Raw genomic sequence first — 22577 nt, 5'->3', positions numbered from 1 at the left:
TTATCTAGAATTTTAACCAATTAAGCATTTGTACGATCTATTTTTCTATTATGATTAATGGTTTCATTTAAGGCTTCACAGTTTTATATTTGAGCCTGAAGCTCCTTTACGCCCTGTTTTTGTTCATGTTTAATGGTAGCCTGAGCAGCTGCAAGACGAGCAAGCGGTACACGGTATGGTGAACAGCTTACGTAATCCAACCCTACATCATGGCAAAATTGGATGGAACTTTTTTCTCCTCCATGCTCTCCACAAATTCCTGTTTTTAACCCTGGCTTTGTTTGTCTACCAAGCTTTACGCCCATTTCTACAAGTTTGCCTACACCTTCTTGGTCAAGAGTAGCAAATGGATTTTCTGGCAACACCTTGTTTTGAATATAGCTTTGAAGGAACTTGCCCTCTGCATCATCACGGCTATATCCAAACGTAGTTTGGGTTAAGTCATTTGTTCCAAAGGAGAAAAAGTCCGCCTCTTGCGCAATTTGATCAGCTGTTAAAGCTGCCCTTGGAATTTCAATCATGGTTCCAATCGAGTAATCATATTGCTGACCTGTTTCCTCTGCAACCTGCAACCCAGCTTTCGTTACCAATTCACGCATTTCCTTTAACTCATTTACATGGCCAACCAAAGGGATCATAATCTCTGGTTTTACATCTATTCCTCTTTCCTTCACATTTGCAATGGCATAAAAGATAGCTTTTGCCTGCATCATATAAATTTCAGGGTGAATCATTCCTAATCGGCAGCCGCGGTGACCTAGCATTGGATTAAATTCATGCAGCTGACGAACTTTTCTTAACAGCTGTTCTTTTTCCTTCAGTTCATTGGAATTTGAATCTAATATCTGAAGTTTTGTTACTTCCACAAGCAGTTCTTCCTTATCCGGTAAAAATTCGTGCAGAGGAGGATCTAATAGACGAATCGTCACAGGGTTCCCTTGCATCGCTTCAAAGATTCCTTCAAAATCCCCTTGCTGCATGGGCAATAGCTTCTTGAGTGCATCCTCTCTCTCCTCATATGTTTCCGCAAGGATCATATCTTGCACAATCGGAATGCGAGTTGCATCCATAAACATATGCTCTGTACGGCATAATCCAATTCCACCCGCCCCAAACTCTAGCGCTTTTTTAGCATCTTCAGGATTATCCGCATTGGCTCTTACATCAAGCTTCCTCTCTTGATCTGCCCAAGCCAGTAACATTTGAAACTCATCCGAAAGCTGTGGCTCGATCATTGGAACTTCACCTAGCATGATTTCACCGGTTGAACCATCAATTGTGATCATATCGCCTTGACGTATAATCGTATCTCCTACCTTAAACTGCTTACATTTCAAATCAATGTTCAATGTTTCACAGCCGCAGATGCAGGCCTTTCCCATCCCCCTTGCAACCACTGCAGCATGACTTGTCATGCCTCCGCGGCTCGTAACAGTTGCCTGGGCAGCGACAATACCATGAATATCATCAGGTGTTGTTTCTGGGCGCACAAGGATCACCTTTTTTCCGTCCTTCGCTAGTGCTTCCGCTTCATCCGCATCAAATACGACTTGTCCTGTTGCGGCACCTGGAGAGGCCGGTAATCCCTTCGTTAATGGGTTACGTGTATAGGAATCATCGATTCGACGGTGGAGCAGTTGGTTCAATTGATCTGGATCGACACGTAGAATCGCTTCCTTCTTACTAATCGTTTGTTCTTCTACTAATTCAACTGCAATTCGAATTGCTGCTTGTGCTGTTCTTTTACCAGTACGGGTTTGAAGAATAAACAGTTTTCCACGTTCTACAGTGAACTCAATATCCTGCATATCACGATAATGTTTTTCAAGAAGTTGACAAGTCTCAACAAACTGCACATATACTCCTGGCATTTCATCCTGAAGGGTAGAAATCGGTTGCGGCGTGCGAATGCCTGCCACAACATCCTCTCCTTGCGCATTGATTAAATATTCACCATACAGCTTCCGCTCTCCTGAAGACGGATTGCGTGTAAAGGCAACTCCAGTACCGGAATCATTTCCCATATTTCCAAAGACCATGCTTTGAATATTCACCGCTGTACCAAGATGACCCGGAATTTTTTGAAGGCGGCGGTATACAATCGCACGTTGATTATTCCAAGAATCAAAAACAGCATTGACGGAAAGGAATAATTGCTCTTTTGGATTCTGAGGAAAATCCTTTCTCGTATGTTTTTTTACAATCTCTTTGTACTCTTGAATCAGTTCCTGCCAGTCCTCTGCAGTCATTTCAGGATCTGAAGAGTATCCCTTTTGTTCCCGTGTTTCTTCTAACACTTGCTCGAAATAGAAACCATCTACACCAAGGACAACATCACTAAACATTTGAATAAATCTACGGTAAGAGTCATAGGCAAACCGCGGATTGTTTGTAAGCTCGGCCATTCCTTTCACGGTTTCGTCGTTCATTCCAAGATTTAAGACTGTGTCCATCATTCCCGGCATCGAAAAGACTGCGCCGGATCGTACAGAAACAAGCAGCGGATCTGTTGGGTCTCCGAGTCTTTTTCCTGTTTTTTCTTCCAGCCTATGAAGAGCATCTAAGATTTGAGATTGGATCTCTGCCGGGATAGATTTCCCCGCATCATAATAGGAATTACAAGCCTCTGTCGAAATGGTGAAACCATAAGGAACGGGCAAGCCGATTCGAATCATCTCGGCCAAATTCGCCCCTTTTCCTCCTAACAGTTCCTTCATTCCGCCGTTTCCCTCGTCAAACATATATACAAACTTACTCATATACTCCAACTCCCCTCTTTTTTAAGATTGCTAATATGAGATCAGCAGCTTCTTCCACTGCTTTATTAGAAACATCAATAACCGGACAACCTAAGCGCTTCATGATTTTCTCAGCATAGTCTAGTTCTGCAAGAATTCGATCTAAATTCGCATAATTTGCTTGAGCCGTTAATCCTAAACTTCTTAAACGCTCCCTGCGTATTTCATTCAGTTTATCTGGTGTAGTTACTAAACCGACACATACATTCCTTCGAAGTTCAAACAGTTCATCAGGAGGCGCTACCTCTGGTACCAGAGGTATATTTGCCACATTCAGCCCTTTATGGGCCAAATAGATAGAAAGTGGTGTCTTTGATGTTCTAGAAATTCCAATTAATACAATGTCTGCACGCTTTAACCCTTGAGGCTCCCGTCCATCATCGTATTTGACTGCGAATTCAATCGCTTTCACTCTTTGGAAATAGTTAGCATCTAGTTTCCTCATTAAGCCAGGTTCACCCTTGGGATCCGTTTGAAATGTTTGAGCGAACGCTTCCATAAGTGGGTTTATCAAATCAATCGCAATAATCCCTTCTTCTCGTGCCCTTTGATCAAGATACTTTTTTAAAAAGGGAATTACGATCGTATAGGCAATAATGGAATTACTTTGTTTCGAGGCAGTAATCACATCATCAATATCTTCTGTCCTCTGCACATAGGACTTATGCTGGATGTCAACATAGCCTCCATTAAATTGAGCTGCCACTGCTTTTACAGTCAGCTCAGCCGTTTCGCCAACCGAATCGGAAACTACATAAACCACTTTTCTCTCATTCACATCTAACCCCTACTCTTCTGTGTTTTATTCGTCTGATAACTTCGGCTACTCTTTGTTTAATCATCACCAGAAAAACAATATATATATGTATCCGTTTATAACAAAATAGTGAATCTATGTAATCACCATTTTTTTGAAGGATTCATTATTGTTTTAAAAAATGATTCCCCCTATGCCAATTGATAAAAATCTTATATTACTCTGAAATAGATAACCAGAATCGTGTGTTTTTTAACAACCAATTTATCAGTACTTCACTTAATGATGTCTAATCTAAATTAAAGTTATACTAATGATCGTCGTTATTTTTTAATGTGTTATACTATTTCATATTCAGTATACTATCATGTCCTCTATTCGTAATCAATGCCCTTTTTAAGATTTTGGTATAAATAAAACGAAATTTTTAGAAAATAAATAGATTGCTAGTTGTATCCTTTTTAAGGGTAATAATATCAGTATGTCCGAGCCTCAGAGGGTAATGGCGATTGTTTTGAAGTTTTCACACCAGAACCAATTATCTTATTACCAATAGTGCAATGCTCTCTAAACTTGTCTTTTTACTGCAAGTAACGAAAGTAAAGATAAAAGTGTGAAATCAACAAAGAAATAATTGTAAGCGGCTTTAATCATCTTATTTGAATTGCTTTGTTAATGGGGCGAACAAAGGAAACACTATTTTCTTGACAGTTCAATACCAGAAAATATTTTTAATAATATACAAATATATAAATGAAATTATTATTATCATTATGCTGATGTTAACTTCTTATCAAAATGATTATAAAGCACCCTTGAATATCATTAATTCAGAGACAGTCTCTTCTTTTCAGCAATGTTCATTAGTAACTCAATATCAGAAAAAGAGTATCTACGAATTCCTGAGGATGTCCGTTCCGGAAAAACGAGTTTCTTTTCCTCCCAATAACGTACTTGCCTTTCAGACAAACCGGTCATTTCTGTTACAGTTTTCATCGTTATAGCCTTTTTATATCGATAAGAAAATGGATTTTTCAGCAAAATGTTCACTCCTATACAAATAAATCTAAGACATTTATCTCGGTTTTGGTAAAAAAATAAAATTTCGATAATCAATCCTGGCCATTAGTGGAATCATTTTTTCTGTATTATGAATCTATGTTAAATGCTTCACATATATATTCTGACTGGCTTTGAATAGACTGCACTGCCCCAGTTAGAGAATTGTCTTTTTTCATCACATCTATGGTTTCCCTGTATAAATTCCCTTCAAAATCTGGAAGTATTCCCCTCCACAATGGAACATACTCACTTTTTTAATACAAACATATTGGTGATACCTTTCACATATCAATTTATCTCCCTCAGCTGCCTACAACAGGTACAAGAATCTTTGTTTCCTCAGCTCCTTATTACCACCCACGATCCTGCATACGATTTTCTGGTGATATTGTTGAGATTTCAATACCTTTCATAGCTGATCCTAGCTGTTCTGAGAGATGAGCAATTAACTTATAGTCCTGATAATGTGTAGTCACTTCTACAATTGCACGTGCAAATTTAATTGGATTCTCTGATTTAAATATACCGGAACCGACAAAAACACCATCTGCACCTAATTGCATCATTAAGGCTGCATCAGCTGGTGTCGCTACACCGCCTGCCGCAAAATTCACAACTGGTAAACGGCCTTCACGTTTAATCTGGAGTAACAGTTCATAGGGTGCACCTAATAATTTAGCTTCTGTCATGAGCTCATCTTCATTCATCCCTACTACTTTTCGAACTTGCGCATTCCCTTTACGCATATGGCGGACCGCTTCGACAATATTGCCTGTACCTGGTTCACCTTTTGTACGTAACATAGAAGCCCCTTCACCGATACGTCGGGCTGCTTCACCTAAATCTCGGCATCCGCATACGAATGGAACGGTGAAATCACGTTTATTTAAGTGGTGCTCTTCGTCTGCCGGTGTTAATACTTCACTTTCATCGATATAGTCAACACCAAGTGCTTCTAACAAGCGCGCTTCTACAATATGGCCAATACGTGCTTTGGCCATTACAGGAATAGATACTGCCTTCATTACTTCTTCTACAATTGTTGGATCTGCCATACGGGCTACTCCGCCTGCTGCACGAATATCAGCTGGTACACGTTCAAGTGCCATAACAGCTACAGCACCTGCTTCTTCTGCGATTTTAGCTTGTTCGGCGTTTACTACATCCATGATGACGCCGCCCTTTTGCATTTCTGCCATGCCACGTTTCACACGGTCTGTTCCATTATTAGTCATCATATTTTCCACCTATAAATTATTTTATCTATCGACCTTCTCATTGTCTTTACCGCCTCTGTGGTAGGAAAACCATAATTATAACAGCAGAGGTAAGAGAGCAGCCAAGGCTCTTGAATAAGCACTCGGCTGTTTTTCTCTCTATTTAGCAAAAAAGGCCTGCTAACCTTCTACTAAGTCCACCTTGCGATCTTAGATACAACCAGTACCTTTTTACACGCCTTTTATCAACGCTACATGAATCACTGTTACTTACGATCATGCAACAATGATTTATTAACCTTCCTTAAACGCTCGCAAGCTCCTTTTCAAAAACCTTTTCCGGTGAGATAAAATTATAGCCAAGATCTCTCGCGACAGCTTCATATGTGATTTCACCGTTTGCTACGTTTAATCCAAGTTTTAAAGCTGCATTTTCGGAGATTGCTTGATACACACCTTTGTTGGCAATTTGTAATCCGTAAGGAACCGTTACATTTGTTAAAGCAATTGTAGATGTTCTTGGAACTGCGCCAGGCATATTTGCCACTGCGTAATGTACAACACCGTGTTTTTCATATGTTGGCTTGTCGTGTGTTGTAATATGGTCAACTGTCTCCACAATACCACCTTGGTCAATTGCAACGTCCACGATCACAGAACCCGGTTTCATCGCTTTTACCATTTCCTCTGTTACCAGTTTAGGGGCCTTTGCACCCGGAATTAACACCGCACCGATTAAAAGATCAGCTTCTGCTACAGCTTCTGCAATGTTGAATGGATTGGACATTAATGTTTTAATTTGGTTGCCAAAGATATCATCTAATTGGCGTAAACGTTCCGCACTTAGGTCAATGATAGTAACATCAGCCCCTAAACCGATTGCCATTTTTGCTGCATTTATGCCTACAACACCGCCGCCGATGATTGTCACTTTACCACGACTCACACCAGGAACACCTGCAAGCAAGATACCTTTACCTCCATTTGATTTTTGTAAGAATTGGGAACCAATTTGTGCAGCCATACGACCTGCTACTTCACTCATTGGAGTAAGGAGTGGAAGAGTACGATTTGCCGCAACTGTTTCATAGGCAATCGCAATAACGCCTTTATCTTTAAGAGCTTGAGCTAAAGACGGCTCAGCAGCTAAGTGCAAGTAAGTGAATAAAATGAGCCCTTCACGGAAGTAGTCATATTCGCTTGGAAGCGGCTCTTTCACTTTCATAATCATTTCAGCCCCAGCCCATACATCTGCAGCATTTTCCACAATTTCTGCACCAGCATTAGCGTAATCTTCATTTGTAAAACTACTTCCGATCCCAGCATCTTTCTCAACTAATACCTTATGACCAGCTTTTACAAAAGATATTAATCCAGCTGGTGTGAGAGCCACACGGTTTTCATTATTTTTAATCTCTTTTGGTACGCCAATAATCATTTTGATCTTCCTCCTAAAATAAGTAGTTTCCTAGTATGAAATATGTTTTTTATGCTGTCCAAACTAGTATTGATGTTGCTTACGGCTTGAACTATATCTCAAGTATAAATATTGGTCGCTTGCCCTTCATTGGACACACTGTAAAATATGTACGAGATATAATACGACATTATGGGTGCTCATTTTACAATGGTTGAAAATACTATGGGCATAAAAAAAGAAACCCAATTAAGGGTTCCGGTACAATATCTATTTTCATTTTATGGTGAAATGTTGACCATTTTCGCTTTTAGTCATTCTCGTTTTTACTATCCGTTTTAATTGTTTTTCAAATGCAAACACAAGGATCCCAAAAACAATAACGATACCGCCGATTACTTGAGAAATTATAACGGTTTCTCCGAGTAAGATATAAGCTAAAATAATAGCCCCGACGGGTTCAAACAATATCGAAACCGAAATGGCATTCGTGCTGATCCATTTTAATGACCAATTAAACAATGAATGACCAAATAAAGTAGGAACAATGGCTAGCAGCAAAAAATATACCCAGTCTTCAGTAGGATAGCTCATTAATGGATATTGCAAAGAAATGCAGTAAATAAACAATGTAATCGCACTAAAGCTGTATACAATAAATGTATAAGCGATTAAAGAATGTCTTTTTCTTACCTCTTGACCAAACAGCAAGTAAGCAGTCACCATCGCACAAGCTGCTAATGCGAGAATATCTCCAAATAAAGCCATACCGCTGACATGAAAATCTCCCCAGCTAATAATGACGCTTCCGATTATCGCAATTACTGCACTTATAATAGCGGTAGATGATATTCTCTCTTTAAAGAAAAAATAAGTGCCGACAAACGAAAAGAGAGGCTGCAGCGTAACAAGCACAACTGAGCTCGCAACCGAGGTAAATTTAAGAGATTCAAACCATAAAATAAAATGGACCGCTAAAAACACGCCGGCAACGCTTGAAAAAAGCCAATCCTTTTTTGAAAAAGCCTTTAATTCAGGTAAGTTCCTAAATAAGAAATACGGCAAAATAAGTAGCGCAGAAAATAATAGTCGATAAAATGCAACCACAGCTGAAGGTGCCGTTGTTAATTTAACTAAAACAGCAGAAGTCGAAACAGCCGCTACCCCTATTGCCAACGCTATATATGGCATTGTAAATGAAGATTTCACAAAATCCCTCTCCCTTTTTAAGTATTTTCCTTGTATGGGATATTTCCTTAAAACATCTCAACTAACATCGATTTAGCTTACGGTTTGAACTACAGTTCAAGTATAAGTATTGATTTCTTACCCTTCATTAGACACACTGTAAAATATGTACGAGATATGATGCAACATTATGGGCGCCCGCTTTACAGTGGTTGAAAGTCTTCTCTTATACTATAGCTATGAAAAAAACGGATGTCTCCTTAAGACTAGGAAATATCCGCTGTTTTATACTCACATTCATACATTTCATGCTATGAGCCTCAATCCGTTCACTCAAAAATACCTGTGGCAAGAATATGATTTACATAGCTTCAATAGTTTGAAAATTCTGGTTTCTACGAGATGGCTGATTTGTTGTCACTTTCTTTTTCAACATTAGAATCTTTTTTCTTTGTCTTCATCCTTAATTCTTTAGAAATCATTAAAACTATAAAAGCGCTGGCCACAAATCCCATAATAGGATATATAATATTTACCAACTTAGCAAATGGAATTACACCACCAAAAATTATAGCTACTGCAGTCAGTACAGTTGCAATGATATTGAACTTTTTAGTTTTATCTACAGCAAACTTTCTTGTTACCATTACAAGCATCGAGGCTACTGCTGAATAGACCGCCACTACTATCATCAATGTATAAGCCATTCCCAAGATAGGAGATATATGAGAAGCTATTGCCAATGCAGGTACTTGTTTCCCTATAAATGATTGATAATAAGCAAACTAAAATGCTTTAAAAAATAGTAATTTAATGGTAATTAATCTCTATTTTTAAAGCGCTTTCAATTTTTTTCGTAAAAATATTCTTCTTACTCTTTATAATAAGTTCTTTCTAATGTAGCTTTCTTAAGTGTCCGCCACACCATTTATGACGCTGTAACACTTATCCTACCGAAAATCGATTAGGGGAACTTTCCCGCTACATCATACATTCCAGACAAGCTTGTAAAAGAGTAGAATATTTACTGGATCACTCTTCAAAATTTGCTTCTACTTCAAATTTTCATTGCGGTTAGATGAATTATTTTTAGTATACCTCAAATACTTAACATGAGTAAAATGAATGTTTATAATGTATCTAATGAGAAAAACTCATACATAAAGGAGAATAACATGACCCTTAGTCGATTTGAAGTCTTTTATACCGTAGTCGAATCCGGAAGTCTGACAAAGGCTGGAGAAATATTAAATTTAACACAATCGGGTATCAGCCATGCAATTACGAGCCTGGAAACTGAACTAGGCTTTTCCTTACTTACCCGAGGGCGAGCAGGCATTTGTCTAACAAGTAATGGAGAACGGATGCTTTCATATATTCGTGATATTTTAATTTTAAATGATAGAATGAAACAAGAGGCAGCCGCAATAAACGGGGTAGAGGTAGGCATAGTAAGAATAGGTACATTTACAAGTGTTACTACACAATGGTTGCCGCATATTATCAAACAGTTTCAAGATGATCATCCAGGAATTATCTTGAAATTGTTCGAAGGTGATTATTCTACCTTAGAACAGTGGATTTCAAATGGAGAAATTGATTGTGGCTTTCTCACTTTACCTACACCGAAATCATTTGAATTTCTTCCTTTAAAAAAAGATAGAATGCTTTGTATTCTATCCGATCAGCATCCTTTTCATGATCTGGATAAGGTTTCCTTTAAACAAATAGAAGCAGAACCTTTGATTATGCCTAAGGAAGGCTGGGACAATGAGATCAATCAAATTTTTAAAGAAAACAATATCAAACCAAATGTGAAATTCGAGGTATCAGATGATCAAGCAATTATGGCCATGGTGCAAAATAATTTAGGTATCAGCATCCGACCAGAAATGACTTTATCTCATGTCCCTAATAACGTTCGTATTCTTAATTTGGAAACAGAGTCTTTTCGCTTTATAGGCATTGCTACAAAATCTAATATATCTCCTGCCACTAAAACATTTATTGATTGTGTTCATTCATGGTTAAGTGACCAAAATTTACTGGATCTTTAACATTCATCACCATCCTTTTTTAGAATGACTCAAAAAGGGTGGAAGTATGTTACACTTCCACCCTTCAAACTGTTAAAAATTGAGCCTGCTCTGCAAGCTCTTATTTTTCAGCATGCTCTCTATTTTTTTGATTGCAGTGAGAACAGCAATTTCCGTACAATACTGTTACCTTTTCATCTTCGAATTTTCCAATTGTTCCTTCACAAACTTGGCATACGATTGTACCCATTTCCATTCCCCTCCTAATTTTACACATAATTTTTATTAAGTAATCGCTTTCTTCTTATACCTATATTCTAATGTGTTACACTATATAGGTCAATATAAAAATTAGTATAATATATTTATTTTATTTTTAATCATATATTGCATTTCACTATATGGTAATTTCCTTAAGTCTTACAAACAGATAATAGCTAATTTTTCTTCTCACCTGTTGTGAAAGTCCAGACCATCTCGGCTAAAACTTTTTTGTTCATAATGAATAGCTTAAGAAAACAATTAATGAATCTCCCTAATACCAGATAAACGAATAGAGCAGATCTGCTGATTCTCACCTTTTAGCGAAAGGGTTTGATGACGTAGATCAAGACCGTAAATGTGACCCTTGCACGTTCGAAACAAACCGTCCTTATAATAATTAATCGTGACTAAACGACCTTTTGTTAATTCTTTTAAAATCATATCGTTATCTCCTTTCCAACTAAGTATTTTATAAAACAAAGGTATTTTAACTATGGGCTAGTTAAAAAATTACTGGATGGGAAACAAAGTCTTAAAATATGATTAGACGTGCCTTTATTACATAGTAAAAAAGCACATTCATATATATTGAGTTCTCCTATCTCGAAACTTCAACTCGCTTACACGTTAATTATATTTTTAATAAAAAAGACTATCACTAGACGGTGTGTAAATGTTTCTCTAAGTTTTTTGTACATTTTGGTTGATACGTTATAAGATTACATGCATCTGCTCTTGCTTTTAAAATGTATTATTTTAATGAAAAGTTATAGTAATTGAAATCATCAAAACTTGTGTGAAGCACCTAAACTAAACCCATGATATTAGTATTAATGTTATTGTTTATTTTAATCGTGAATTATCTATCTTAATTGAATTCCCTTATTAATGAGACGAATAACGAAGGAAGATCCTTTGACCCTTTAATATCAGTTTTAATATTGGTAAATATCATAATTTAAGTATTAATATTAACATTATCTTAAATATTAATTAATAACTTCCTCTAAAATCATTGTAGGATGTGTTAGTTACTTTGAAGAGATTAGGGGAGCAAAGTCTGAATTAATCCAACAACAAATGAAGATCAACAATATCCTTTAACAGAGCCCAAAAATAAAAAGAACAGATTTTTATCCTGTTCTTTTTGTCTGAATATGATTAAATTTAATTGCAGCCGCCCTCCATATAGGATACGTGGATTGAAATACATGTCCATCGGCTCCAAACGAAAAAGCATTGCGTTACATCCTATATGGGTGCGTGGATTTATTTAAATGAATATTCCCTCAATAAACGCATCCGTAATTGCAAAAGTCTTAGGTCGTTGTTTAATTAAATAAACGATTTGACGCTCTTCGAGTTCAGCCATAACTTTGTTGATCTTATGCGCTGTTACACCTAAGACTTGAACCAATTCTGCATTTGTTAATAATCTACTTTCTCCAGCGAATACCATTATATCAAGTTGTATATGAAGCACATCCTTCAACAAATTATCATTAGTCCAATCTAGATCGCTGATGTATTCCTTGATTCGTTGTGCTTTGGCTAAACCAAGCTGTAAATCCTCTATTATTGCTTTTTGACCAGAGCTTAAAAGTTCTAACATATCCATCAAGTAAAAAGTCAGCTCCCCTTTATTATGGAGATCAGAAACATTCTCTAAAGCTTTATAGTATTTAGGCTTATCATTGTTAATAGCATAAGATAAAGTAATAGCTGAGTAACGATCTAACTTTCTAGAGACATAGCTACATACCAACAAGCGGCCAGTTCTGCCGTTACCATCGTAAAATGGGTGTATATATTCGTAGTAATAATGTGCGATCATATACTTGTATAAGTCCGGAATTCCTGAAGTGTTCAAAAAATAAATAATCTCATTTAACTTTTCAATAATTTTAGACTCCGGCTCAATTCCTCTATGCGTAACCTTTGCACCGTCCGTTACACTGACACCTTCTGCTCTAAAATATTTCCCATCAGGCTGCTTATTTTTAGGTATCTCATCAGCAACTAGTTCATCATACAGTTTTCTAAAATCCTCAACTGATTGAAGGGGTTCTAATTTATCAATGTAGTTATAAGTTTTCATCATACCTAAAAAACGCTTTTTAGCTGTTGCTTTAGTATCGTGGATGTGCTCTAAAACATTTGACAATTCTTCCTTCGTGCTTCTAACTCCTTCAATCTCATTATTGCTTTGAGCTTCATTGATGATTAATTTATGGAAATAAGGCTCAACTGCAAATCTTGGTAATTTGCTCACAGCTAGCTGAATGGTACAACTGTTAGTTAATACTTCTTCATATAGCTTTACCAATTTATCTATATTAACAAAAAATAATGTTTCTTCTTGATTCATCAATTTTTCTTTTCTAAAAGGTCTAATACTTAGGTTTGTCTTATAAGAGCCATAGCTATTTATCCTTTTTTCATACTCTGAAAGATGGGTTTTGCTATCCGTTTTATAAAAAATCTTAGATAACTTATCATAATTCACCCAAATCCCCCCCTTAATTTAAAATATGCCCGTTTTTTAAATTAAGGATACCTTATTTTAAAATGAACTTAAAGAAATTAAGATCTTTTTTGTGATAAAAATAAATTTTTCAACCTATTTCCCCTTTTTAGGTTTTGTTAATCGATAACGTTGCTATTTATTCCAAAGAAAAAGGATTGTTACTTGTTCAACTATCCTGTCCGTTTGAACAAGGCATAGCATATTCATTTTTAGTTCCATAAGACGTCTTAATCGGCATTACCCCTTACTAGGGTGCCACTTCCGTTTACCAGAAGATATGCAAGACTCCATACACACCGTCATAACAACATTCAACAGCAAGAATAACCAGAATAAGCTGCATAAGATTCTGAATACGCTTGGCATATAAAATCCACATTTTAACCATAATATTAGAGTGAAAATACGATGGGTACATGTGCCAAAACTATGTATGAATTGCTCTAGAAGGGATTAAACAATGGCAAATAAGCCTATCGGACCACACACCGAAGGCCTTTCCTTTTTATCCGGGATTCTACAAAATAAAAAGCACTCCGAAGGAAATGCCTAATTCCTTATAACCGCTTTTTTACTTCTTCAATTCCTTCTTCTTCAAACTTTAATTTTTCAGGAAAAATCTCAAGTACGTTATTAATGAGTCAATAATATTATCACTATTATTAACATTATGATTAATATGTTTTGTATTTAACAATGGATAATTCTATGAGTTAAATTTGTAATGAAAAGGTTGCACAAAAAAATCACCGTTTTCCCTAACTCATTGACTAGTCAACAAATTCATGAAAACGGTGATTCCTTTAGGGTGTGTGACTCAAAAAAGGGTTTTTGCACTTCGAGTAATCCTCTTTTCGTTGGTAAATACAAGATACTCTGACACAGCATGTGTATCATTATTCATAGCTAAAGAAACTGCTTAATAAATTTCCTTAATACCAGATAAACGAATGGAGAAGATCTTTTGCTGTTCATCTTTTAAGGAAAGGGTTTGTTGATGCAGATCAAGGTTGCAAACACGACCCTTACATGTTTGTAACAATCCATTTTCATAATAATTAATGGTAAGCAAGTGATTTTTTCTTAATGCTTTTAGAATCATTTTATTTATCTCCTTTCTAACGAATGGTCTGTATCGATAACACTCTTCAAATGAGTGATTACTTATGAAAAGTTACAGGAAGCTATGCAACTTTAGGATATCGGTTACTACACTTTTATTATATCTCAGAATTTAGGCAGCGTTTACAATCATATTTGAACACTTTGTGAAAAATTGAACAAAATATAATTATGGGGTTTTTGAACACAAATTGATCTAAAGAACATGTAAACTACTTATTATATTTCTGCGTTCAAAAAATAGTGACTTTCTGAACACGATAAAGAAACAAAACTTTCAAAAATACAAAGCAGTGACTAATGGTAATTCAGTCTCTACTTTCTCTGTTTGCCACTTTAGTTCTAACATTACGCTTTTCCCTCTACTTTTCACTCTCTAAATCACTTAATTGTTGTTAAAATTATAAAATAAATACTTATGTTGTGATAACCACCGGAATAAGGTAGGAAAATAGAGTATAAAAACGGAGGTTAAGTGATTTGGGGAAATTTCTCGATTTTATTTATCAAGATTTTAAATACAAGCTATATGTCCCTGGTGAGTATAATTTAGATAAAGAGTCTCCATTATTGGTGATGCTTCATGGATGCGGGCAAGATCCGGATGATTTTGCTGCAGGAACAAACATGAACACACTTGCTGAAAAGGAAAAATTTCTTGTCCTCTATCCTGATATGAATCATCCGTTAAATCTTTCAGATTTGGCTGGTTATAACCCCTTTGGTTGCTGGAACTGGTTTTTAGATAAAAATCAACACCGCGGGGAGGGACATCCCAAGCTAATTTATGAGATTATTAATGAGGTGAAAAGTAAATACAAGATTGATTCAAATAAGGTGTACGCTGCGGGCTTATCAGCAGGCGGGTCACTAGCCTGTATTCTGGGTGTTACGTATCCAGATGTCTTTAATGGTATCGGAATTTGTTCGGGACTAGCCTATGACGCTGCCAATGTATTTTTTCTAACCGACCCGATGGCTGAGGAAGCTAAAAAAAGGATGGAGAAAGGCGTGCCTGACCCATATGAATGCGGAAGCAGTGCATTTCAAGAGATGGGAGAGTATAAGAAAAAAATACGGGTGATTGTTTTCCATGGGATCTATGATACAACGGTCCACCCCATTAACGGCCAGCAGGTTATCATCCAATGGGCTCAAACCAATTTTCTCGTTGAAGGTGGTATAGGCCTTGCTGATGTTACCCCTGCCCTGGTCAAATCAGATATAATAGATGGAAAAGTTTGTACCCAGTATGTATATAATGGTGGGGACAGCGAACCATTATTGGAACTTTGGATGATCGATAAAATGGGGCATACCTGGTCTGGGGGAAGTTCGAATGGTTCTTACACGGACCCCTCGGGTCCAAATGCAACAGAAATTATCTGGAACTTTTTCAGTAAACATCAACAACAGCCGGAAGAAAAGCTGATCGAGACTCCGGCCAATACACTTGTCCCATCTTCAGTCAATCCACAGGACGAACCACCAAGCGAAACACCAAAAAAGAACTTTTTGAGCATCCTCCTTTCAAAACTTAGGAAAAAGAAAAATTAAAGAACATGCGAGATACAGGGGGACGATTCTTTTGCTTCCTAAGGGGGAAAAAGAACCGTCCCTATTAATCAAAGTTGGCGGGGTTTTCCCCGTAATCCGACTACTAAGTTTGTTGCCGCTAACATAGTTATTTTGAATCTCGTTTCACTTCTTCTGTCAGGTAAAGCCCTTCTGATTGACTCAAGGTTCTTTCTACCCAATATGATTGGATGTCCCTTTGTTTAGAAGGAAATTTTCAGTAAATAGCATCCTTACTGATGAACTACCATTCCGTTTTTGAATTGCATCTGAGGAAAACTACCACCGGCTATCTCATTTATCGGAATAGCCTCTTCAATTCTCTTGACATCCCTTTCACTTAGATGAACATCCAAAGATTCCATTGAATTTTGGAGCTGAGACACGCGTCTGGCACCAATTAGCGGAAGTCAAAACCACCCGTTCTCACGGGTGGTTTTGCAGACTGTTGAAAAACAACTTCGTCAATAGATGATTGATTTTTTTCCCCTCCTCTTTACGATAGAAAGAGGAGGGGTTTTTGGTATGTATTATGTAGAACAGAATTTAACTATGACGAAAAATAGAAGACATTACGAAATGATGTATGACCGTACTCATACTTTAGTGAAGATTGAAAAAGTCATGGATTGGAATTTGGTGTATCGCTACATCAAGCCCTTTTACTCATCTCACATCGGGCGTCCTACCATTGACCCGCTTATTTTGGTGAAAATTTTACTTATCCAGTACATAGAAGGCTTTCGATCAGTCCGCTTTACCTGTAAACAGGTTCAACAGAATATTACCTATCGGTGGTTTCTTGGAATTTCTCCTCATGACCGCATCCCTTGTCACTCTACTATTTCTAAATTTCTACATCGTCGCATCTCTGATCCGTCTATATGGGAGGCTTTGTTTCGTCATGTCGTGAAACTGATTGAACAGGATGGCTATATCTCGCATGATATTTGGATTGCTGATGAGACAGAACTGAAGGCAAATGCAAATAAGCGTAAAAAATGTGTCGTCGTACAAGAAATAAAACAAGAGGAAGATGCGTATACACTAGAAAAGGTCAATCAAAAGAGAACCGCCCATCGCAAAAAGGTACTCTCTTCAAAGCCAGGAAAGGTTGTCATTAAAGAAACCATCCAAAGCCTGACAGACCCCGATGCGGGTCTTTCCGTAAAACACGACAAGTTCGGGCGTTTTGCTTATTATGATCATCGCATTGTGGATGGTCTACATAATTTTATTTTAGATTGTTACGTCACACCAGCTACTACACCAGGTCATCGAGTGGTGTTACAGCGATTCGACCAACTTCGTATGTTCCACAATACCTATGCGAAGGAGGTTGCCCTCGATGCTGGTTACTACAATGTTCGTATGGGGGAAGGATTAGAAAAACGGAAGATGTTTGCTTATATTTCTTACCGAAGGTATGCAAGAAATGAACATTCTAAGTGTAAAACGACTCAGTTTCGAAAAGCGGCGGAAGATTTGTATGCATGCCCTTGTGGAGTTCCATTTTCATATAAAAATTCCACAAGACAAGGGTATCACGAGTATCGTCCCCCACAAGGAAGCTGTGAAGGCTGCCCTTATGCGAAGAAAGGAGATCGAGTTCTTCGTATTTCCGTACATCAAGATGTATATGACCGTCTGCATTCTCAGCGTCTTTCCCCACGGGGGAAAGTTCTGCGTTCTGTTCGACCTTCTACTGTCGAAAGAAGTTTTGCAGAAAGCAAAGAACTCCACGGGTTTCGCTTCGCACGCTACCGTGGAGTTCAGAAAGTCACAATCCAAGTTTTGATGACCGCTATATCACAAAACTTGAAAAAGTGGGCCAAATTGCGTTCGCTGCGCGAATCTGGCATAGATTTAAGTTACCAAAAAAAGAAAAAGAAGAAAAGGTAGTCCATAAAAAAATCTCGAAATTCGAGATTTTTTTATGGACTACCTCGTTTTTCAACAACGTGCAAAACCACCCGTTCTCACGGGTGGTTTTGACTTTGTCTTAAAGCATAGATATTGGTCACTAATACATTTCCGGAAAGTTAAAAGCCTGATTTCCTTACGCTAAGCTGAAAATACAATGCATATTTTGCTTCGTCCCATTAATTGTATTTTCGATTAAAAAGCCATCTTTTTTCTTCAGTACTTTTTATAACTATATCTTTAAGCATTGATTCAGAATAAATTATATCCCTATCCAGCTTAGAGAGATTTATTTCTATTGCAGAAATACCGCTTTTTTTTAATCTTTTGTAGCTTATACTCGTCAACCCTATGAGTTACATAAACTTCCACGATAAGCGGCGTACCGTTTTTATATAAAATAATATCTGGTACAAAGTCATTTAACTTACTCTCTAGTGCTACACCGTCAAATTGAATTTCACTAGGAGACATAACAAGCGTACTCTCTGGAAGTCCATCCCTGCCATATCGAACCCCTGTAGCTATTTCAGGTATGACCATTCTCTTTTCTTTTTCTAAAATCTCTTTTACTGCTAAGTGTAGTGAGGATTCCAAAGCATAATTACATTCATTTTTTGTATAGTGAGCGAAATAATGTTTCTTTACACTTCCCTTTTTTGCTACCAAAGCAGACTTACAAGAAGGGCATATACAATCACATTTGATTCCTTTTTCTGCTCTAGAAATATGAATTAATTCCCCTTCCTTTAGTCCGTAAGGTATTCCATGAACCATTTAAAAACACTCATTTCCCTTTATTTGAATGGAAACACAATCTAACTTTTGTTTCTTTCTGGAACCCGAATTATACCGATGGATGCTTGATTTTTTCATAGTAATACAAATATGGTGAATAATACAGCAACTAAAATCCGATAATAAGCGAATACGGTTAGCCCGATTTTTTGAATTAATCGCAAGAAAACAAGGGCTACAATCATTGCCACGATAAAAGCAGTGATAAAACCGATGGCAAATAACGAGAAATCACTTGCATGAAGCGAATGAAGACTACTCACAAAATCAAGCCCTGTTGCTCCGACCATTACTGGAAGAGCGACTAAAAATGAAAACTCTGCAGAAGCTTTATGATTTGCGCCGACTAATAATCCTCCTGAGATGGTCGAACCAGAACGAGAAAAACCAGGAAGAAGGGCTAAGCATTGGAATAAACCAATTTTAAACGCTTGTCTGTATGATAAGTCGTCCACTGTTTCTGCTGTGATGGTTGTTTTTTTCTTCTCTGCAAAAATCATGAGAATAGCGCCTAAGATAAGCGTAATAACTACAATATAATCTGCAAATAAATATTTTTTTATGGCATGGTGCAAAAGTACCCCTGCGATTCCAGCCGGAATGATACCTAATATTATATGGATGATGTCTAACTTCTTTTCAGGTTTTCCAATTGTTTTGAAGTTGAATAAGGAAAGGTATCTTTTCCAGAATAGAAAGAGTATCGCTAACATGCTTCCAAGTTGGATGATAATTTCAAAAGTTTTTGCTTTATCTCCTTCAAATCCAAGTAAATGCCCGACAAGTATCATGTGCCCAGTTGATGAAACTGGTAGATATTCAGTTAACCCTTCGACAATACCTAAAATAAATGCAATAAGATGTTCGCTCATAATATCCTTCTTTCTTTTTTAGGGATCAATGATCCTTTTTCGTTTTTGGTAGATGTGTAACCATGTCTTCTATGATTACTAATAAGATAAGGCCTGTGCCTGCTGTTGCTAAATCGAATCACTATATTTGGCAATCTGGGGTAGGGAGTCATCATAGATGCTCTGAATAATACCGCCACAAGCCAATTGTTTTATAACATGTTTTTTCCCTAACAGGTAGCTTGGATGATGTTTCGAATTAATTTATAGTTCATAACCTTTCTCCATTTCCAATATTCTTTAATCGACGTCCCTATATCGTCTAATAATAGATCAGCTAAATGAATTTACATCTCTAATTTTCTTGTTAACTACAATTCATCAATTCTTACACAAGATATACTTCGGTTGGATAGTTCTTTAAAAACGTTTTTTAATGCATTGATGGTGTTCATTGGTGCAGATTTATCAGCCCCTATTGTTTCTCCACAATCATGTAAAAGAATAACATCCCCTTTTTTTATATTCCGTAACAGTCTTTTTTCTATTTTTTCACTGCCTCCCTTATCGCTCCAGTCTTCCGCCATAACTGACCAATGGATAATCTTATACTGTTTCATTAGCAGCAAATCCCATAAATTTAATAACCCCCATGGCGGACGATAATAGACCGGACGCTCTCCAGTAATTTTTTCAATAATGGTTGCACTTTTTCTTAAATGACGATGAATAGTCCAGGGACTCATTACCCAGTTGGATTTATGCACGTAATTGTGTAATCCAATTAAATGTCCTTCAGCGTGAATTCTTCCAATAAGCTCCGGACACTTTTCCGCTTTAGAACCAACGACAAAAAACGTCGCTTTAATATTATGCTGTTTTAACAAATCCAATAACATAGGCGTATAAATAGGATTTGGTCCATCATCAAAAGTAAACGCTAATTTTTCAGTATTCTCTTTCCTTTTTAGTACCCCAATACCTGCACCGGCAGTAAGAAGGAATGGTATCAACCAATAAAATGATAGGAATACCAACAATAGTAATAAAATCTTAGTCATTTCCTGGTTTTCTCCTTTTGTCCCTCGTTGTCCTAATTTGTATCATTATAGAGAAATTTTAAGCACTTAATCTATCTTTTTTCGTAAAGCTATACTTAGAATGGAGGACAAAATGATAAGTCCACCCCCAACAATAAAAGGAATTAAACTTCCATGACGCACCCCTGCAAAAAGGGTGCTCACTGATATCGTATAAGGCAATATACCTAAAGCAGTTGTCCATATAAATGCCCTTTTGTTTGCTCTCAATATTCCTGCACCATAATTGATAAAATGATAAGGCACCAATGGGACAAAACGGATAATCAACAGCCCTAAATCACCATTTTTTTGTAACCAACGATCGATTTTTTCCAAATAAGGCTTTACCAATGGCTCAATGATTGGACGCGCGATCCAATTGGAGAGATAATACGCAACAATGGCTCCTAAAATCCCACCGATCCAAGAATAGATTCCTCCTGCAACTGGTCCATATATTTCGATCATAAACAGAGAGACAAATTCCCCTGGTACAGGTATGACATTTACGAATGTTTGAATGATAATACCTATAACAATCCCTAATAAACCTAGATGGTGGATCGATTCAAGCCATACTTTTGCAGTACCTGTATGAAGACAATACAAATAAAATCCTGTAAAAAGTAAGAAGAATATCAAACTTCCAATGGATAGAGAACGAGCTGCCAGTGGCTTTTTTTCCATGTATGGTTCTGATAAGATATTTCCCATAATCCACTCCTTTTCTTGACTTATCAACCAAACGTATACATTAAGTCAATCAAACGGTTATAGCCCTGTTTCGTATTCAGAATTACTTCAACCGATGCAAACGCCGATTCTTTTGGATGAAACTGTTTAGAGTTTTCCCTCATCTGTTGAAGTAGTTTTTTATTGTTCAATAAATTAGAAATATGCTTCATCAAATCTTGACTGGTTTCGGCTTGTACAGCCACTCCTAAACAGACTAAAAATTTCGCGTTATCCTGTTCTTGACCAGGGATAGGCTTATAAAGCAGCATCGGCAATTCCATGGCAATTGCTTCAAAGGTGGTAACCCCTCCTGGCTTTGTAATCATAAGATCGGATATGACCATCAATTCATGGACGTAATCAATATAACCAGTAAGATAGATACGATGTTTGGAACCTTTTAGCTTTTCCTTCAATTCCAAACGGAGTTTTTCATTATGTCCACAAATAATAATCAATTGGATTGGCTCTGGTAATGCATCAATCTCCTGAATGGTAGAATTTCCATCCCCAATCATACCACATCCGCCCCCCATCACTAATAAGGTTGGCAAATGAGGATCTAAACCGTACTTCTTAAGAATTTCCTCTCGTTGAAAGGTTTGAGAAAATTGCTGACGAATAGGGATCCCAGTTACTGCAATCCGATTTTCTTCCACATCTAAACTTTTTAAAGAATCACGGACAACACCTGAGCCTACGATATATTGATCTGTGAAAGGATAGATCCAGCAGCTATGGTCAGTATGGTCTGTAATTGTTGTTACCGTAGGGATATCCGTTAAACCATATGATTTTAATTTTGACATGACAGCAGCAGCCAATGGGAACGTACTCACTACAACTGTTGGCTGTATTTCTTCAATCAACTTAAGCATCCTTCCGACTCCAGTAGACAAAATGGTTTTCATCAAATTCGATAATTTGTTCACTTGTCTTGTTTTTTGATAGATATACCCATACAACTGCGGGAATTTTTTCACTCCCTGGAGGTATAGGAAACGACTAAACTGATTGGTTAAAGGATGAACCCATCCCATAAAGTCAAAAATCACAGGCTCTAATGTTGGATATCTAATTTCTATTGCATCGCAAAGAGCTTGAGCTACTTGAATATGACCATCTCCATAATTCCCGGTAAGAATTAAAACTTTCTCTTTATTTAATACGTTCATTTCTCTCCACTCCCCTTAATGTAGTATTTTATAATTAGGCTCGTGCCTCC

Annotated in this window: 19 protein-coding genes and 1 pseudogene; 3 read left to right on the top strand and 17 right to left on the bottom strand. The window is 37.1% G+C overall.

All coding sequences use genetic code 11. From position 1 onward, the window contains the following. Nucleotides 1–83: 83 nt before the first annotated feature. The 7 genes from ppdK to AAHB12_RS17155 form a co-directional block, all read right to left on the bottom strand. A complete protein-coding gene (ppdK, locus tag AAHB12_RS17185; RefSeq protein WP_342046198.1) occupies nt 84–2759 on the bottom strand; it encodes a pyruvate, phosphate dikinase in 2676 nt (891 codons plus the stop codon). After that, entirely contained in the window at nt 2752–3576 is an 825-nt protein-coding gene (locus tag AAHB12_RS17180) for a pyruvate, water dikinase regulatory protein (protein ID WP_342046197.1), read from the bottom strand. Before AAHB12_RS17180 ends, ppdK begins: the two co-directional genes overlap by 8 nt. Before the next feature lie 804 nt (nt 3577–4380). Next, nucleotides 4381–4596: a MerR family transcriptional regulator gene (locus AAHB12_RS17175; protein WP_342046196.1), complete on the bottom strand. Its 216-nt coding sequence runs from the start codon at nt 4594–4596 to the stop codon at nt 4381–4383. 371 nt (nt 4597–4967) lie between these two features. Beyond that, nucleotides 4968–5852: a pyridoxal 5'-phosphate synthase lyase subunit PdxS gene (gene pdxS / locus AAHB12_RS17170; RefSeq protein WP_342046215.1), complete on the bottom strand. Its 885-nt coding sequence runs from the start codon at nt 5850–5852 to the stop codon at nt 4968–4970. A gap of 286 nt (nt 5853–6138) precedes the next feature. After that, entirely contained in the window at nt 6139–7272 is a 1134-nt protein-coding gene (gene ald, locus AAHB12_RS17165; protein WP_342046195.1) for an alanine dehydrogenase, read from the bottom strand. Nucleotides 7273–7527: 255 nt separating this feature from the next. After that, nucleotides 7528–8442, bottom strand: a complete 915-nt coding sequence (locus AAHB12_RS17160) for a DMT family transporter (protein ID WP_342046214.1) — start codon at nt 8440–8442, stop codon at nt 7528–7530. Nucleotides 8443–8834: 392 nt separating this feature from the next. Then, complete coding sequence (locus tag AAHB12_RS17155) at nt 8835–9095, bottom strand: hypothetical protein (RefSeq protein WP_342046194.1); 261 nt, start codon at nt 9093–9095, stop codon at nt 8835–8837. A gap of 519 nt (nt 9096–9614) precedes the next feature. On the opposite strand from AAHB12_RS17155, the gene AAHB12_RS17150 reads away from it, so the two are divergent. Continuing rightward, nucleotides 9615–10496, top strand: a complete 882-nt coding sequence (locus AAHB12_RS17150; protein WP_342046193.1) for a LysR family transcriptional regulator — start codon at nt 9615–9617, stop codon at nt 10494–10496. 100 nt (nt 10497–10596) lie between these two features. Here AAHB12_RS17150 and AAHB12_RS17145 read toward each other — a convergent pair whose 3' ends face one another. The 4 genes from AAHB12_RS17145 to AAHB12_RS17130 form a co-directional block, all read right to left on the bottom strand. Further along, nucleotides 10597–10725 carry a GapA-binding peptide SR1P gene (locus tag AAHB12_RS17145; protein ID WP_342046192.1) on the bottom strand — a complete coding sequence of 43 codons (129 nt, stop codon included), beginning with the start codon at nt 10723–10725 and terminating at the stop codon, nt 10597–10599. A 272-nt stretch (nt 10726–10997) separates the two neighbouring features. Beyond that, nucleotides 10998–11180 carry a YolD-like family protein gene (locus AAHB12_RS17140; RefSeq protein ID WP_342046191.1) on the bottom strand — a complete coding sequence of 61 codons (183 nt, stop codon included), beginning with the start codon at nt 11178–11180 and terminating at the stop codon, nt 10998–11000. Between the two features lie 832 nt (nt 11181–12012). Continuing rightward, nucleotides 12013–13245, bottom strand: a complete 1233-nt coding sequence (locus AAHB12_RS17135; RefSeq protein ID WP_342046190.1) for a Fic family protein — start codon at nt 13243–13245, stop codon at nt 12013–12015. A 940-nt stretch (nt 13246–14185) separates the two neighbouring features. Continuing rightward, complete coding sequence (locus tag AAHB12_RS17130; RefSeq protein ID WP_342046213.1) at nt 14186–14377, bottom strand: YolD-like family protein; 192 nt, start codon at nt 14375–14377, stop codon at nt 14186–14188. 491 nt (nt 14378–14868) lie between these two features. Between AAHB12_RS17130 and AAHB12_RS17125 the strand changes: the two genes are divergently transcribed. Then, a complete protein-coding gene (locus tag AAHB12_RS17125; protein ID WP_342046189.1) occupies nt 14869–15945 on the top strand; it encodes an extracellular catalytic domain type 1 short-chain-length polyhydroxyalkanoate depolymerase in 1077 nt (358 codons plus the stop codon). A 146-nt stretch (nt 15946–16091) separates the two neighbouring features. Here AAHB12_RS17125 and AAHB12_RS31845 read toward each other — a convergent pair. Then, nucleotides 16092–16166, bottom strand: a pseudogene (locus AAHB12_RS31845) (dihydrofolate reductase); the annotation flags it as partial. Nucleotides 16167–16488: 322 nt separating this feature from the next. On the opposite strand from AAHB12_RS31845, the gene AAHB12_RS17120 reads away from it, so the two are divergent. After that, on the top strand, nt 16489–17865 hold the full coding sequence (locus AAHB12_RS17120) for an IS1182 family transposase (protein WP_342046188.1): 1377 nt from the start codon (nt 16489–16491) through the stop codon (nt 17863–17865). Between the two features lie 300 nt (nt 17866–18165). Here the strand turns inward: AAHB12_RS17120 and AAHB12_RS17115 are convergent, their stop codons facing one another. The 5 genes from AAHB12_RS17115 to AAHB12_RS17095 all read right to left on the bottom strand — a co-directional run bounded on the left by AAHB12_RS17115 (nt 18166) and on the right by AAHB12_RS17095 (nt 22527). After that, nucleotides 18166–18663 (bottom strand): competence protein CoiA family protein, encoded by a 498-nt coding sequence (locus tag AAHB12_RS17115; protein WP_342046187.1) that lies wholly within the window; start codon nt 18661–18663, stop codon nt 18166–18168. 95 nt (nt 18664–18758) lie between these two features. Continuing rightward, entirely contained in the window at nt 18759–19556 is a 798-nt protein-coding gene (bacA, locus tag AAHB12_RS17110) for an undecaprenyl-diphosphate phosphatase (RefSeq protein ID WP_342046186.1), read from the bottom strand. Nucleotides 19557–19906: 350 nt separating this feature from the next. Then, nucleotides 19907–20596, bottom strand: a complete 690-nt coding sequence (locus AAHB12_RS17105; RefSeq protein ID WP_342046185.1) for a polysaccharide deacetylase family protein — start codon at nt 20594–20596, stop codon at nt 19907–19909. A gap of 66 nt (nt 20597–20662) precedes the next feature. Then, a complete protein-coding gene (locus AAHB12_RS17100; RefSeq protein WP_342046184.1) occupies nt 20663–21331 on the bottom strand; it encodes a TVP38/TMEM64 family protein in 669 nt (222 codons plus the stop codon). A 23-nt stretch (nt 21332–21354) separates the two neighbouring features. Then, nucleotides 21355–22527 carry an MGDG synthase family glycosyltransferase gene (locus AAHB12_RS17095; protein ID WP_342046183.1) on the bottom strand — a complete coding sequence of 391 codons (1173 nt, stop codon included), beginning with the start codon at nt 22525–22527 and terminating at the stop codon, nt 21355–21357. Nucleotides 22528–22577 lie beyond the last annotated feature (50 nt).

This window comes from Bacillus sp. OTU530 (assembly GCF_038440375.1).
The sequence above is the reverse complement of the archived record's forward strand: the minus strand, read 5'-3'. Positions and strand labels throughout refer to the sequence as shown.

Bases quoted from the DNA above. Each gene is read 5' to 3' on its own strand.
- ppdK (WP_342046198.1), bottom strand. From the start codon at position 2,759: ATGAGTAAGTTTGTATATATGTTTGACGAGGGAAACGGCGGAATGAAG.
- pdxS (WP_342046215.1), bottom strand. From the start codon at position 5,852: ATGACTAATAATGGAACAGACCGTGTGAAACGTGGCATGGCAGAAATG.
- ald (WP_342046195.1), bottom strand. From the start codon at position 7,272: ATGATTATTGGCGTACCAAAAGAGATTAAAAATAATGAAAACCGTGTG.
- AAHB12_RS17160 (WP_342046214.1), bottom strand. From the start codon at position 8,442: ATGCCATATATAGCGTTGGCAATAGGGGTAGCGGCTGTTTCGACTTCT.
- AAHB12_RS17155 (WP_342046194.1), bottom strand. From the start codon at position 9,095: ATGCTTGTAATGGTAACAAGAAAGTTTGCTGTAGATAAAACTAAAAAG.
- AAHB12_RS17150 (WP_342046193.1), top strand. From the start codon at position 9,615: ATGACCCTTAGTCGATTTGAAGTCTTTTATACCGTAGTCGAATCCGGA.
- AAHB12_RS17145 (WP_342046192.1), bottom strand. From the start codon at position 10,725: ATGGGTACAATCGTATGCCAAGTTTGTGAAGGAACAATTGGAAAATTC.
- AAHB12_RS17140 (WP_342046191.1), bottom strand. From the start codon at position 11,180: ATGATTTTAAAAGAATTAACAAAAGGTCGTTTAGTCACGATTAATTAT.
- AAHB12_RS17120 (WP_342046188.1), top strand. From the start codon at position 16,489: ATGTATTATGTAGAACAGAATTTAACTATGACGAAAAATAGAAGACAT.
- AAHB12_RS17115 (WP_342046187.1), bottom strand. From the start codon at position 18,663: ATGGTTCATGGAATACCTTACGGACTAAAGGAAGGGGAATTAATTCAT.
- bacA (WP_342046186.1), bottom strand. From the start codon at position 19,556: ATGAGCGAACATCTTATTGCATTTATTTTAGGTATTGTCGAAGGGTTA.
- AAHB12_RS17105 (WP_342046185.1), bottom strand. From the start codon at position 20,596: ATGACTAAGATTTTATTACTATTGTTGGTATTCCTATCATTTTATTGG.
- AAHB12_RS17100 (WP_342046184.1), bottom strand. From the start codon at position 21,331: ATGGGAAATATCTTATCAGAACCATACATGGAAAAAAAGCCACTGGCA.
- AAHB12_RS17095 (WP_342046183.1), bottom strand. From the start codon at position 22,527: ATGAACGTATTAAATAAAGAGAAAGTTTTAATTCTTACCGGGAATTAT.